The organism is Streptomyces sp. Q2, assembly GCF_056820935.1.
On record NZ_JBXEJE010000006.1, the window covers coordinates 26,858 to 40,997 of the forward strand.

Genomic DNA, 14,140 nt, shown 5'->3' on the forward strand with positions numbered 1-14,140 from the left:
CCTCACTCCCTCGCGCCTCGACTGAGCCCGGCGGTACGGACGTCGGGGCCAAGGTCGCGGCCGAGGAACTCGTGCAGGCGGGTGCGGACCAACTCCTGGATGTGGCCGGCGCACTGGCGGTAGACCTCGGGTGGCTGCCCCTCGGGGTTGGGAACGTCGCCGTGTGGGTCCAGGCAGAGGGTGCGGCTCTCCGCGTCAGGCGCCAGAGCGACCACGGCGTCGCGGTGCGAGCGCGTCATGCAGTAGATGACGGAGCTGTCGCGACACAGCCGGGGGGTGATCGGCCGCGCCCGGTGCCGGCGTGGGTGTACGGGGCCGGGCACGCGCCGTACACCGAGTTCGGCAAGGGCCGTTCGGGCGGCGGGTACCAACGGCGCTCCGGGCCGCGCGGGGGAGACTCCCGCACTGGCGAACCGCACGCCACGCGCGCCCACACCCACCTGCCTGGCGTGGGCCCGGGCGATGACCTCCGCCATGGGCGAGCGGGACGTGTTGCCACCGCAGACGAACAGCACCCGGCGTGTGGGGGTGGCGTGCCCCCGCCACCAGGACTCCGCCGCGGGGTAGGACAAGGCCGCGATGGCGGTGACGATGAAGACGAGCGCGAGAAGCTGAGCGTTCCCCGGCACCGGCAGCCCGGCCAGCCCGGCGAGGGCGTACGAGGCGACCAGGCCGGACAGCAGACTGGCGCATCGGTTGGCCGGGACACACCAGGTGTACACACGGGGGTCGAGGTAGATCAGCGTGCCGAAGACGAACAGCACCTCGTAGGCCATGCCGATACCGGCGGCCGCCCAGGCGGTGGGAGTGCCGAGGAAGGTGGTGAACCCGGTGCGTAACCCGGGTTGCCCGGCCAGGGCCGCTGCCGCCAGGATCGCGACCAGGAAGACCGGTGCGGCCGCGTGCTCCTCCACGAAATAGCGGCGATCGGTTTCCTTCACTCCGGTCTTGGCCACGCGGCTCATGATCTCGAACCGCCCCACGTACCCGACGAGATAAGTGAGCACGCTCAACACCGTCGCCAGGGTGAGGTGATAACTGGCCACATCGCCGAGGGCCACCGAAACCGCCAGCAGACTGAAAGCCAGTCCAGCCCACGCCGAACCGGGAACCTTCCGCTTGCGCGCCGAGTCGACCAGCGGGGAAAGGATCAGTACACCCCCGCGCATCAGAAGCAGCACGAGAAGGATGGAGACACCGGCGAAGGTGAAATTCAGCGTAGTGGTGGCGATGATGAGCGAGGTGAAGAATCCTGCCAGCAGTGTTTCCCTTCCGGGCGCCCGGACGCGGCCCATCCCCGGAATCTCATGCTGCCGCGCGTAGCGCCACCACCCGCTCGCCAAAAGGAAGAGCGGCATCACGATGAGTTGGCCAAGTGCGGCCGCCGGCAGCAGCACCAGGCCGTCGACCGGTTCCCCGGCCAGCGGCGAGACCCCGCTGGACACCGCTTTCACCAGCATGGCGTAGGGAATATAGGCAAGAAAGTATCCGAGTGCGAGCCAAGCCATTCGCGTGACCCTCCGAAAGTTCCCCAAGCAGTAACGCCGGTAATTCTCGGCGAAATACGTGAAAGGGAACCGATTGAATATGTACGCCCCCGCCGGTACATGCGTCGATCAATGCGGCCGACCTTGACGAGTGTGCAGGTATTCCGCGTCCCGCGCAAGTGCCGCACCTTCCCTGATGTGCAGGAAGGTTGTATTCAGGACACCCGTGATCGGCGTATTATCTGACGTCGCACGGGCGCACGATTTATGAATTATGGCGTGCGCCCCTCTGTGCGCCGGGCGAATGCGTCCATTCTCTGCTCGTGCGACTTGCGAGTCTGTTGTGGAGCCCGTAACGCGCGGAATGGGAAAAGTGGTACACAAGTGCAAATCGGGGCGTCCGGCGGCCCGATTGAATGGTGATCCATGGGCGCCCGGTCGGCCGGGTCGGGCAAGGGACGGGTGCCCGGATGAAGGCGGCGACTGGAACCGTGACCGGGGTGCGGGCCCCTTCATCGCTTCTCCGTTTCCACTGGTATCGCCAAGGAACGTCAGAACCGTTGACGCGCACGCGCCTCACCTCTACCTTCTGATCGATTCACCGAACCTGGTTCGAAATATCGATCGCATGTGGTTGTGCGCGAGATCCTCCCTCTCGCTGATCCATCCCGCTCGGCGCGGCCACCCACCCGCCGCCACCCGCACCCTGGAGAGCACATGAGCGCAAGTCCCAGCTCCGGCCCCCACCCGTCGCGCAGGCTGTTCCTCGGCATGGCCGCGACCGTACCGCTGGCCGTGACCGGAACGCTGACCCTCGGCGCCCTGCCCGCCTATGCCGCGGACTCGGCCTACGTCATGTGTTACTTCACCGAGTCCACGACCATGCTCGAGGCCGACTACGGCCTGCACCTGGCGGTCAGCACCGACGGACTGCGCTGGATGCCGCTGAACCAGAACAACCCCGTGGTCACCCCCACCGCGGGCGCGGGCGGTCTGCGCGACCCGTTCGTCATGCGCAAGCAGGACGGCACCTTCGTCGTGCTCGCCACCGACCTCAAGGGCACCGACTGGAACTACAACAGCCAGTACATCCACGTCTGGGACTCCGTGGACCTGCGCACCTTCACCGGCTACCGTCGCGTGAAGCTGCACGACATGGTCACCCACAGCTGGGCGCCGGAGGCATTCTGGGACGCCGGCCGCAACCAGTACGGAATCATCTACTCGTCCGTCAACTCCAGCGGACACAACGTGATCATGGTGAACTACACCACCGACTTCCAGACGGTCACGTCCCCGCAGGTCTTCTTCGACCCCGGCTACGACATCATCGACGGCGACCTCGCCGTGGGCGTGAACGGCGTCAACTACCTGTACTACAAGAGGGACCAGAAGCTCGTCGGCGCGCGCTCCACCACCCTCGCGCCAGGCAGCTTCACGCCGTTCAGCACGCCTGTCGCCCACGGCGGCACCGAGGCCCCGACCCTGGTGAAGTCCCTGACCTCCAGCACCTGGTACCTGTGGGGCGACACCTACACGCCCAACGGCGTCTTCTACGCCTGGCAGAGCAACGACCTCGCCGCCGGCACCTGGACCGCGGTGGACCAGCGCGCCTACACCCAACCGCTCAACTCCAAGCACTGCGGCATCGAGACGATCACCACGACCGAGTACAACAACCTCGTGGCGAAGTGGGGCTCGCCCGCCTGGAACCGGCTGAAGTCCTACAACTACCCCGACCGCTACGTCCGCCACGCCAACTCCGTCGGCCGTATCGACGCCTACCCGTTCGACCCGTACCCGGACTCGCAGTGGAAGCTCGTACCCGGCCTTGCCGACAGCGCGGGCGTGTCCTTCCAGTCGGTCAACTACCCCACCCGGTACCTGCGGCACTACAGCTACAACCTGCGACTGGACGAGAACGACGGCACCTCCACGTTCGCCGCGGACGCCACGTTCTACAAGACCGCCGGCCAGGCCGACGCCTCCTGGTCGTCCTTCCGCTCGTACAACTTCCCGACCCGCTACATCCGGCACACCGACTACGTCCTGCGCATCGACCCGATCTCCACCACCACCGAGAAGGCCGACGCCACCTTCTACGTCGGGTACTGAGGGCGACTGACGCCGTTTCGCGCACCCACGGGCGAGCTGCGCGCCACCCTGACGCAAAGCGTTGGGCGGCGCGTGGGGGGGGCGCCCTAAGGTGGCGCGGTGACGACTCAGGTGATCATTCTCAACGGTGGTTCCAGCTCGGGGAAGTCCGGGATCGTCCGGTGCCTGCAGGCCGTGCTGCCCGATCCGTGGCTGGCGTTCGGGGTCGATTCGTTCGTCGACGCGATGCCCGCGCGGATGCGGGCGTCGGACGAGGGAATCACGTTCGCGGCCGACGGCCAGGTGAGCGTCGGTGCGGAGTTCCGGGCGCTGGACGCGGCCTGGACCGAGGGCATCGCGGCCATGGCCCGCGCCGGCGCCAGGGTCGTCATCGATGACGTCTTCCTCGGCGGCGCGGCGTCACAGCAGCGGTGGCGGAAGGCTCTTGGCGGTCTGGAGGTGCTGTGGGTCGGCGTCAGGTGTGAGAGTGCGGTCGCCGCCGGCCGTGAGGTCGCACGAGGAGACCGGGTCCAGGGAATGGCCGCGTCGCAGACGGACGTGGTGCATCAAGGGGTCACCTACGACGTGGAGGTCGACACGACGCACACCGAATCCCTGGTGTGCGCGGGCACCATCGCCGCCCATGTCAGCTGACCGACGGAGCCTCGACGTCGGTCGGCCTGCGGACCGCTGATCCGCTGTGCCCGTCCGCCTTCCCGTGTTGTCGCACCGGTTGACATGTCCCGACGCGGCACGAGAAAGGTCCGCGTGCGTACTGCGGCGGGCGGCGCTCGTGCCGACGCCCGATTCCCGTGAAGTGGCAGTGAGGAGTCGGGACTTGGGGGTATCCGGGGACATACGTCCGGACTTCACGGGCGTCACACGACACGGCATGGCCGGTGGAAGGTCCGGCCGGAAGGGCGGGAACATGATGGTGGCCAGGACGCGGACCACGTGGATGTTCGGTTCGCTTTGCGCGGGTGCGCTGCTTGTCTCCGGGTGTGGAGACGACTCCTCCGACGAAGCGTTCTCGGGGCAGAAGGCAGATGACATCGCGGCCAAGGCGGTCGCTGCCACTGACAAGGCGTCTTCTGTCCACATGAAGGGGACCGCGCAGGTCAAGGGAGCAAGCACTGTCCAACTCGACATCCGCGTGGACGACCAGGGCAACTGCACGGGAACCATCGGCGGCGACGGCGCCCGAGCGCAGTTGTTACGCAGCAAGGGCGGCGACGTTCTGATCAAGGGCGACCGCACCTTCTGGAACAACTCGGCGCGCGCGAGCGGGGGTGACGCCAAGCAGGGCGAGCAGCTCGCCGGCAAGCTGGCGGGCAAGTGGGTCGCCGCTCCCGCGGACGGGCCGGACGCCGCCTTCTGTGACAAGAAGCGGTTCCTGGCCTCCATGGACCAGGACAAGACCGAACGGCAGGGCATGAAACGCGGGACCACCACCGAGGTCGACGGCGAAGATGCCCTCACCCTGGAGAAGGAGCAGGAGGACAACCGCATCAGCATGCACGTCGCCACCGAGGGCGAGCCCTACATCCTGAAGGCGGCGACCGCGGGCTCCGAGGACAGCAGCATGACCTTTGACGACTACGGCGAGAAGGTCACCGTGAAGCCCCCGTCCCAGGACGAGATCGTCGACCCGGCAGACACGCAGGCATGACCACCGTGTGAGCGGCCATGCTCGGCGCACCCCGCGCAGACCGTCCGCCGCGTTCACCTGCGGCGGCACTCATCTGCCGGGTGCGCCGAGGCGGTCCACCTCCTGGGCGGCCTCGCGTGCTTCCCGTTCGGCGTGACCCAGGGCGGCAGCCGCCGCCTGCCGCCGTTCCTCGGCTTCCTGCTCTTCCCGCTCGGCTTGCTGGAGGACCTCGCGTGCCTGTCGCACTTGTTGTTCGGCGGCGGTCACCTGTTGACGGGCCTGGGCATGACGGTCCCGGGCCTGTCGCAGCTTCGCGTCCGCGTCCGTTTCGGCTCTGCGTTGGTCACGGAGGTGCCGCTCGGCCGCTTTGGCCGCCTTTCGCGCTCGGGTGAGTTCCTCCTGCCGACGGCGGCGCCGGTCGGCGAGTTCGTCCTTCGTCCTGGGCCGCGCCGACGGCTGGGCCGCCTTTCCTTGGTGCCGCTCGGACGACCTGTGCGACGTGGGCGGTACGTCGACCGCCGTAAGGGTGGCAGGGGAAAACGTCGACGGCGGCACGAGGGTGGATGTCAGGCGGCCGGTGGCCCACCGGTCGGCTGCGTCCTGGTCGGCGAGTACGGCGCGCAGGGTGGATTCGACGTCCTGCTGTGCGGTGTCCGACAGCCGGTGACCGGCCTCCCGGGCGAGCTGGGCGGTCTGCCGGGACAGGGCGGAGACGATACTGCGGCGCTGCTCCGAAAGCTCCTTGATCCCGTCGGCGTCCAAGGTCTGGTAGGCCTCGCGTAGCGCGCGCCCCAGCTCGAGGAAGCGCCGGCTCTCGTCCGGCTGGGAGCGCAGCAGCAGGTTGGCCGCCCAGGCCGCGAGGGTGGGCCGGCGGGCCGCGTGGATGAGACGGGCATCCTCCGCGTGGCCGGCGGTCCTGGCCGCGGCGGCCAGGACTTCCCGGCGGGCCACGAAGCCGGGCGGCGGCGTGGCGTAGAGCTCGTCGAGGGCGGCCTCCACGTCGTGCCCCGCGCCGCCGCGACCGCTCTTGCGCTGCATGCTTTTCAGGTTCCACCGAGCCCGGCCAGCGCGCACCCCGGCCCACCGCCCGTGCGGTGTGTTCCCGCACGGCTCGGCGCACGGTCAGGGGACCAACTGCGTGTTCCGTGCGGGCCCGTGCCATTCGAGGAAGAGGACGGTGGCATCGTCGGAAAGGCGGCCGCGGTGGTGGTCGAGGACGGCCTGCATGAGACGGCGCAGTGTTTCCGGGACGGGCAGCCCGTCGGCGTGGTGCCGGATGATGAAGTCGGTGAACTGGCCGAGGCCGAATTCACGACCGCGCAGGTCGCGGGCTTCGGTGATGCCGTCGGTGTAGAGGAGCAGTCGGTCACCGGGCTGCAGTTGTTCGGTGCACACCGTGACATCGAGGCCGAGACGGGTGCCCATGGGGTGCGCGGGCGGGCATCGCAGGGTGGTCGTCCAGCGGCCGTCACGGATCAGTACGGGGGGATGGTGGCCGCGGTTGACCCAGGTGAGGGAACCGGTGGCGGCATCGAGGGTGGCGAGGATCCCGGTCACGTAGCGCTGGATGCCGAACTCCCGCAGCATGACCTGCTCGATGCGTTCGCTGATGGTGGCCAGGTCGGCGCCCTGGCGGCGTTCGGTCCGGCAGGAGGCGACCGCCAGGTTGGCGGTCAGGCCGGCGGCGGTGTCGTGTCCCATGGCGTCGAAGATCGCCAGATGGACGGTGTCGCCGGCCACGGCGTAGTCGAAGGCGTCGCCGGCGATGTCGTACGCGGGTTCCATCGCGGCCGCGACGACCACATGACGGTTGGCGTGGGTCAGGGGAGGCGTCAGCTTCCACTGCATCTCGGCGGCGACGTTCATGGGCCGGCGCCGCACCAGGCGCGCGTAGGAGTCACTGAAGGGGCGCTTGCTGACCAGCAGGTGACCCATCAGTGACGCGAGGTGGCGGATCGCCGTGTCCGATCCGGCGGCGGCCTCGACGCGGAGGACCGCCAGGCGTTCCGTGCCGTCCAGCACCGGCACCCAGTACACCCGGCGCTCTCCGACAGGTTCCGGGCCGGACAGTGTGCGCGTGTACCGGAAGGCCCGCCCCGGCAGGGAGGACTCGACCGGGTACTCCTGGCCTCCCTCCCACGCGTCCAGGCCCCGCCCGGTCAGCTCCCGCAGCGTCACCTGGCGCAGGTCGGCCACGTACAGCCGGGCATCGTGCAGGCCACCGGCGGCGGCGTGCTCGGCCAGCAGTTCGGGCAGGTCCTCCAGCGCGGCAAGGTGCGCGGCGTCCAGCAGACCGCCCAGCATCCGCACGGTGTCGTCGCCGGTCATGATCATCGCCTTGGCCCGGTACCACGAGGTTGGACAGGCCGAGTCTCCCGCGACGAGGAGTTCATACTCCGAACAGGGAAAACGACGGCCATCCTCCGCATCCTGGGCAACAGCTCGTATCTCCCCGTAGCCGCGCCGTGCCCTTCCGCAGCCGCCACCCCAAAGTACGCGAAAGGGGCAGCCGCTCATCTGAGATGCCCATGCGACAGACGCTCATTGCTGCGCGCTTACGCTTCGCTGTCCTGGGCACTTGGAGGTCATCACACGCCGCCGCATCCCCCGGTGAGGGACCGCGCCCCGGGCGGGAAGGCGTTCAGGCACCCCAAGGAGCGACCGTGAGCATTCGTATCGGAGTGGAGGAGGAGTTCCACATCCTGGAGGTCGAGAGCGGGCTGCTCGTGCCGCGCGCCGACCACGTCCTGCGACGGCTTCCCCAACGGAACTTCACGCATGAACTCCACCAGTCCACCGTGGAATCGAACAGCGAAGTGCACACGTCCTTGCACGACCTGTACGCCGACCTCACCAGAACCAGACGGCAGCTCGACACGGCCGCCGCCTCGCTGGGACTCGCGGTGGTGGCCGCGGGCACGGCGCCGCTGGCACCCGGTGCCTCCGCGCACCCCACTGTCGAGGCGCGTTACCTCCACATGGTCGAGGAGTACGGCAAGGTCGCCGACGAGCAGCTCATCTGCGGCGCCCAGGTCCACGTCGACGTCCCCGACCGGGACACGGCGGTACGGGTGATGTGCGCGGTCTCTCCCTGGCTGCCCGTGCTCCTGGCGATGTCCGCCAGCTCACCGTTCTGGCAGGGATCCGACACCGGCTACGCCAGCTGGCGCACGCTGCTGTGGCAGCGCTGGCCCACCGCGGGCCCGGTCGGCTGTTTCGCGAGCGCTGCCGACTACGACGCCGCGGTGCGCGATCTCATCCAGGCCGGGATCATCAGCGACGCCGGGATGGTCTACTACGACATACGCCCGTCCGCGCATCTGCGGACGCTGGAACTCCGTATCTGCGACGCCTGTCCGCGCGTGGAAACCGTCGTGCTCATCGCCGGACTCTTCCGCGCTCTGGTGACCGAGGCCCGTGAGCGGCTTCGCACGGGTGAGGCGCGGGCCTGCGAGGGACGACACGAATGGCTGCGCGGCGCCGCCTGGCGGGCCGCCCGGTCCGGCCTCGAGGGCACCCTGGTGGACCCCGAGACCCGCCGCGAGGCACCCGCGGCGCAGGTCGTACGGAAGCTGCTCACGCGGCTGCGCCCCGCGCTCGAGGCGCTCGGGGACTGGCAGACCGTCGGGGCGCTGACAGACTCGGCCCTCGCCGACGGCAGTGCCGCTCGCCGTATGCGCCGGACGACACAGGAAGAGGATCTGCTCGCCTGTGTCGACATGCTGATGGCCGAGACCCGCGGTGAGCGCAGGGGGCGCAGGCCGGCACCCGGCGGCCGCGAGAACCTCCCGTCGTCCGGCGCCGGCAGCATGGCCCCTCCTGTCGGCTCCGGGACACCGGAGGCCATCGGCCGCTGAGGCGCCGGTGAACGTCATGAGTCCAGCAGCGCACCTCCCGGGCGCCGGGGGTCATGCGCGTCGGCTCGCGACAGCCTGCCGTCGGTATGCCGCAGACGGCAGCCGGCCCGGCGAGGCCCCGGTGGACGCCGCGAACCGGTCACCGCCCCTCTCGGCAGCGGTACCGCGTCCCCCCTTCACCCACCCCCAGGAGAGCGTTCGTCATGTCCAGCAACACCGTCCGGGCCGTGACCGACAGCGACCCGGCACCCCGTTCCGGCACGCGGCCAGTGAAGCGCGGAAGGGAGGCGGCCCGTCATGTGCGGTGTGAGCGGTGAGATCCGCTTCGACGGCCGGCGGCCCGACCTCGCGGCCGTCGAGCGCATGAGCGACCGGCTGGCGGCACGCGGACCCGACGGCGAGGGCATCTGGACGCGGGGCGCGGTGGCGCTGGGACACCGACGCCTGAAGATCATCGACCTGTCGGACCACGGAGCACAGCCGATGACCGACGCCGCCGGCGAACTCACCGGCGTCTTCAACGGCTGCGTGTACAACTACCAGGAGCTGCGCGCGGAGCTCCGGGGCCTCGGCCACCGCTTCACGTCGACGTCCGACACCGAGGTGGTGGTGAAGGCCTACCAGCAGTGGGGAACCGCCTGCGTCGAGCACTTCTACGGCATGTTCGCCTTCGCCCTCGTCGAGCACCGCACCGGCCGCGTGGTGCTGGGCCGTGACCGGCTCGGGATCAAGCCCCTGTATCTGGCACGGACGCCCGGCCGGCTGCGGTTCGCCTCCTCGCTGCCGGCCCTGCTCGCAGCCGGGGACGTGGACACCTCACTCGATCCGGTGGCCCTCCACCAGTACCTGAGCTGGCACGCCACCGTGGCCGCGCCGCACACCGTCCTCAACGGCGTGCGCAAGCTCCCCCCGGCCACCGTGCGCGTCATCGAGCCGGACGGCACCCACCGCGACCACCGCTACTGGCAGCCGGCCTACACACGCCGGGCGGAGGACGCCGACATGGGCCCGGACGAATGGCGTGACGCGGTGCTGGAGGTGCTGCGCACGGCCGTACGCCGTCGGATGGTCTCCGACGTGCCGGTGGGAGTCCTGCTCTCCGGCGGCCTGGACTCCAGCCTGATCGTCGCGCTGCTGGTCGAGGAGGGGCAGCGCGACCTGATGACGTTCAGCGTCGGATTCGAGGCGGAGGGCGGGGAGGAGGGCGACGAGTTCCGGTACTCGGATCTGGTCGCCCGTGAGTTCGACACCGACCATCGGCGGCTGATGGTCCCCTCCGACCGGGTGTCGACGGCTCTGGACGGGGCGGTCGCGGCGATGAGCGAACCGATGATCAGCCACGACGTGATCGCCTTCTATCTGCTGTCCGAGCAGGTGTCCAAGGACGTCAAGGTCGTCCAGAGCGGTCAGGGCGCCGACGAGGTGTTCGCCGGATACCACTGGTACCCACAGCTGGCCGCGGTCGCCCGCGAGGACGAGCCGGACCGGTACGCCGAGACGTACTTCGACCGGCCGCACGCCGACCTCGCCCACATCCTGCAGCCCCACATGCTGCCCGCTGACGACGTCTCGGGCCGCTTCGTCAGGCAGCAGATGGCGGCCCCCGGGGCGCAGACCGCCCTGGACGCGGCCCTGCGGCTGGACACGCACGTCATGCTCGTCGACGACCCGGTGAAGCGGGTCGACAACATGACCATGGCCTGGGGTCTGGAGGCCCGGGTGCCGTTCCTCGACCACGACCTGGTGGAGCTGGCCGCGGCCTGCCCGCCGGAACTCAAACTGGCCGACGGCGGCAAGGGAGTGCTGAAGGAAGCGGGCCGCAAGATCCTGCCCCGGGAGGTCGTCGACCGCCCGAAGGGCTATTTCCCGGTCCCGGCCATCAAGCACATGGCCGGCCCCGTCCTGAACCGGGTGCGCGAGGCGCTGGCGGCACCCGAGGCGAGAAAGCGCGGCGTCTTCCAGGAGCCGTACGTGGCCGGCCTGCTGGCGGCGCCCGACGAGCACCGGACCAGGCGCGGAGCCAACGCCCTGTGGCAGGTAGCTTTGTTGGAGATATGGCTGCAGACGCACGGGATCAAGTGACCGACGAGCCGAGTACGTGGGCCTCGCACGGACCGGCGCCCGCCCGGCCGTCCGTCGCCGCCCACCCCCGGACGCCCGCCGCGGCCCCACAGGCCCCACAGGCCCCACAGGCCCCGCAGGCACCGGACTCCCGGTCGGCGGACGTACAAGGTTCCGCCGCCGCCCCGGCTCCGGTGCCGTTGCCCGAGGCAGGAGGGCCACGGGACGCCGTGACCCGGCTGCACGCGCACGGCTGCTGGTATCCCTCCGCCCACCCCGACGGCACCCAGGTGGCCTTCATCTGCGACCGGGGCGGCGTGCCCCAGCTGCATGCCGGACCCGTCGAAGGTGACGAGGTGCGCCTGCTCGACTCCTCCCCGGATCCCGTCAAAGAGGTCTCCTGGTCACCGGACGGCCGCTGGATCGCGTACACCACCGCACCGGGCGGCGGCGAGCACACCCGGGTGCTGTGCGTACGGCCCGACGGCACCGGTCGCCGCATCCTGGCCGGAGCCGACCCGGCCAGCTCCGCCTACCTGGGCTGCTGGGCGCACGACGGCTCGGCCGTCGCCGTCACCGTCGCCGCACCGCCTGCCCGCACCTACGGGGACGGTACGGTGCACCCGGCCCAGCCCGTCCCGGCCGACCACCACCCCGACGGCGTCCGCCTGCCGGCCGACTGGGCCGAGCGCGACGGCCGGGCCACCCTCCTCGGCGCGGCCACGTACGACGTGGGACCGGGAACGGGGCCGGACGCCACGCCGATCGACCTGACGGCCGCGGCGGCACCGGCGGTCCGGTCCGGTGGCGGCCTGTCGGCCTACCTGATCGATCCCGACGGCCTGGCGTCGCCCGTTCTGCTCGCCACGGAGACGCACGCCGCCACCTTGCGCGTATGCGACCTCAGCCGTGACGGCGCACTCGTGCTGCTGCGCCGAGGACCGCGCGGACGTCGCGAGGCCGTCCTTCGGCGCACCGCCGACTCGGCGACGACCTGCACCGTTCCCGTGGCCGACGGTGATCCGTGGATCGGCCGGTTCTCCCCCGACGCGCGGACGCTGTGGCTGCGCAGCAACGCCGACCGCGAGTACGCGGCACTGTTCGCCGTCGCTCTCGACGCCGGCGGCGAACCGCGCGGCAGGTCGGTCATGGCGGAACGCGAGGGGAGCGACCTCGAACTGCTGGCGTTCGCGTACGACGGCCGCACCGCCGCGCTGGCGTGGAACGTGCAGGGCGCGAGCCACCTCGAAGCGGTCGAGACCTTCCCGGCACAACAGGCCCCGGCCGGCACAGGGGCGGCCAGGCCGATTCCGCTGCCCCACGAGGTCGTCACGCGGATCACGGCGGCGGGCCCGGGCCGACTGGTGCTCGCGCTGTCGGGATCCCAACGCCGACCGGGCGTGTGGGCCCACGACGGCGCGTCCCCGCTCCGCACCCCGTGGTCCTCCCGCGACGAGGACGCCGTCCCGCCGGGCCGCCCACCCGTGCGCCCCGTCCCGCTGCGCCTCACGGCACGCGACGGACTGCCCCTGAGCGGCTGGTACTACAGGACGCCGGGGCGCGCCCCGGGCGAGCCGGCACCCTGCGTGATCCATCTGCACGGAGGTCCCGAGGAGCAGGAACGGCCGGTGTTCAACCCGCTCTACCACGAACTGCTCGGGCGCGGACTCGACGTCTTCGCCCCCGATGTCCGCGGCTCCTCGGGGCACGGCAGGTCCTTCGTCGACGCCGACCTGGGCGCCGGCCGCTTCGCCGCGCTGGACGATGTCGCGGACTGCGCGGCCCACGCGGTGACGGCGGGGCCCGCCGACCCGACACGGCTGGCGGTCATGGGCCGCTCGTACGGCGGCTATCTGACCTTCGCCTCCCTCGTGTGGCATCCGGACCTGTTCCGCACCGGAGTCGCCGTCTGCGGCATGTCCGACCTGCTGACCTTCTTCGCCGGTACCGAGCCCTGGCTCGCGGAGTCGGCGGCGCACAAGTACGGGCACCCCGAGCGCGACCGCGAGCTGCTGCACGCCCTGTCCCCGATGAACCGCGTCGATGCCCTGCGTGTGCCGCTGCTCGCCGTCCACGGCGAACACGACACCAACGTGCCACCGTCGGAGTCCGAACAGTTCGTACGGGCCGCGCGCGAACGCGGCGTACCCGCCGAAGTCCTCACCCTGCGTGACGAGGGCCACGACTTCCTGCGCGCGGACAACCGGCGACTGTTCCGCCGGGCCGCGGCGGACTGGATGGAGCGGCACCTCCACGTCTGAGCCTTTCGGCAGCGCCCGAACATGGTTCGACCGCCCGGCGAGAGGGGTACTCGAAGGGCTCCACATATCGGCCGCACACCGGCCGGAGCTTCCAGGAGGTGAGGGGAGTGGCCACCTCTCCGAGGTCGTCGATGGAAACCCATCCCGACATCGTCGACATGCGCAACCGCCATGAGATGGCGGAGCGCGCCACCAGTACACCCAGGGCGCAGGCCATCGAGGCCATGGCGTTCCTCACGGGTGTGTACCTGGCGGCCTCCCCGTGGATCGCGGGGTTCAGCAACCTGTCCGCGCTGGCGGTCAACAATCTCGTCGTCGGCATCGCCTATGCACTGTTGATGAGCGGCGGTTTCGGCCGCGCCTACGAGCGAACGCACAGCATGGCGTGGGCCGCCTGCGCACTGGGTGCGTGGACCATCGTCGCGCCGTGGGTCGTCTCCGGTGACGTCAGCACCACCAGGACCGTCTGGAACAACATCATCGTCGGGGCCATCGGCCTCCTGATGGGTCTGGCCGCCAGCGCCGTCGTCGGCGAGAAGCGGTCGCGGGCCGGACGTATGTCCGCCCCGTAGAACCAGGTCGAGTCGAATCGCCCCGTCTGTCGCCTTCCCTGAAGCCCGGACCGGCCGCTCCGGTCCGGGCCGGGGGACGTCCGGCCCGGGTACCGGGTACGGCCAGTCCGGCCCGGGTACCGGGTACGGCCAGTCCGACTTCGACACAGGGGGAACACAC

The 14,140-nt window shown here is 70.3% G+C and carries 10 protein-coding genes; 7 read left to right on the plus strand and 3 right to left on the minus strand.

Annotated features, from left to right (window positions below; all coding sequences use genetic code 11):
* Positions 1 to 2 precede the first annotated feature (2 nt).
* On the minus strand, positions 3 to 1,508 hold the full coding sequence (locus ACWBNA_RS08315; protein ID WP_482703585.1) for an arsenate reductase/protein-tyrosine-phosphatase family protein: 1,506 nt from the start codon (positions 1,506 to 1,508) through the stop codon (positions 3 to 5).
* Positions 1,509 to 2,204: 696 nt separating this feature from the next.
* Between ACWBNA_RS08315 and ACWBNA_RS08320 the strand changes: the two genes are divergently transcribed.
* The 3 genes from ACWBNA_RS08320 (at position 2,205) to ACWBNA_RS08330 (ending at position 5,250) form a co-directional block, all read left to right on the plus strand.
* Entirely contained in the window at positions 2,205 to 3,602 is a 1,398-nt protein-coding gene (locus ACWBNA_RS08320; RefSeq protein ID WP_482703586.1) for a glycoside hydrolase family 43 protein, read from the plus strand.
* 99 nt (positions 3,603 to 3,701) lie between these two features.
* Complete coding sequence (cpt, locus tag ACWBNA_RS08325; protein WP_482703587.1) at positions 3,702 to 4,235, plus strand: chloramphenicol phosphotransferase CPT; 534 nt, start codon at positions 3,702 to 3,704, stop codon at positions 4,233 to 4,235.
* A gap of 445 nt (positions 4,236 to 4,680) precedes the next feature.
* The gene (locus tag ACWBNA_RS08330; protein WP_482703588.1) at positions 4,681 to 5,250 is read left to right on the plus strand and encodes a hypothetical protein; all 570 of its coding nucleotides are present in this window, start codon (positions 4,681 to 4,683) and stop codon (positions 5,248 to 5,250) included.
* Positions 5,251 to 5,319: 69 nt separating this feature from the next.
* Here the strand turns inward: ACWBNA_RS08330 and ACWBNA_RS08335 are convergent, their stop codons facing one another.
* Positions 5,320 to 6,267, minus strand: a complete 948-nt coding sequence (locus tag ACWBNA_RS08335; protein WP_482703589.1) for a hypothetical protein — start codon at positions 6,265 to 6,267, stop codon at positions 5,320 to 5,322.
* A gap of 84 nt (positions 6,268 to 6,351) precedes the next feature.
* On the minus strand, positions 6,352 to 7,557 hold the full coding sequence (locus tag ACWBNA_RS08340; protein WP_482703590.1) for a PP2C family protein-serine/threonine phosphatase: 1,206 nt from the start codon (positions 7,555 to 7,557) through the stop codon (positions 6,352 to 6,354).
* Positions 7,558 to 7,892: 335 nt separating this feature from the next.
* Between ACWBNA_RS08340 and ACWBNA_RS08345 the strand changes: the two genes are divergently transcribed.
* The 4 genes from ACWBNA_RS08345 (at position 7,893) to ACWBNA_RS08360 (ending at position 13,980) form a co-directional block, all read left to right on the plus strand.
* Complete coding sequence (locus ACWBNA_RS08345) at positions 7,893 to 9,086, plus strand: carboxylate-amine ligase (RefSeq protein ID WP_482703591.1); 1,194 nt, start codon at positions 7,893 to 7,895, stop codon at positions 9,084 to 9,086.
* A 297-nt stretch (positions 9,087 to 9,383) separates the two neighbouring features.
* Positions 9,384 to 11,168, plus strand: a complete 1,785-nt coding sequence (locus tag ACWBNA_RS08350) for an N-acetylglutaminylglutamine amidotransferase (protein ID WP_482703592.1) — start codon at positions 9,384 to 9,386, stop codon at positions 11,166 to 11,168.
* Positions 11,141 to 13,408, plus strand: coding sequence for a S9 family peptidase (locus ACWBNA_RS08355; RefSeq protein ID WP_482703593.1), 2,268 nt, complete (start codon positions 11,141 to 11,143; stop codon positions 13,406 to 13,408). Before ACWBNA_RS08350 ends, ACWBNA_RS08355 begins: the two co-directional genes overlap by 28 nt.
* A gap of 131 nt (positions 13,409 to 13,539) precedes the next feature.
* Positions 13,540 to 13,980, plus strand: coding sequence for an SPW repeat protein (locus ACWBNA_RS08360; RefSeq protein ID WP_482703757.1), 441 nt, complete (start codon positions 13,540 to 13,542; stop codon positions 13,978 to 13,980).
* Positions 13,981 to 14,140: the final 160 nt, after the last annotated feature.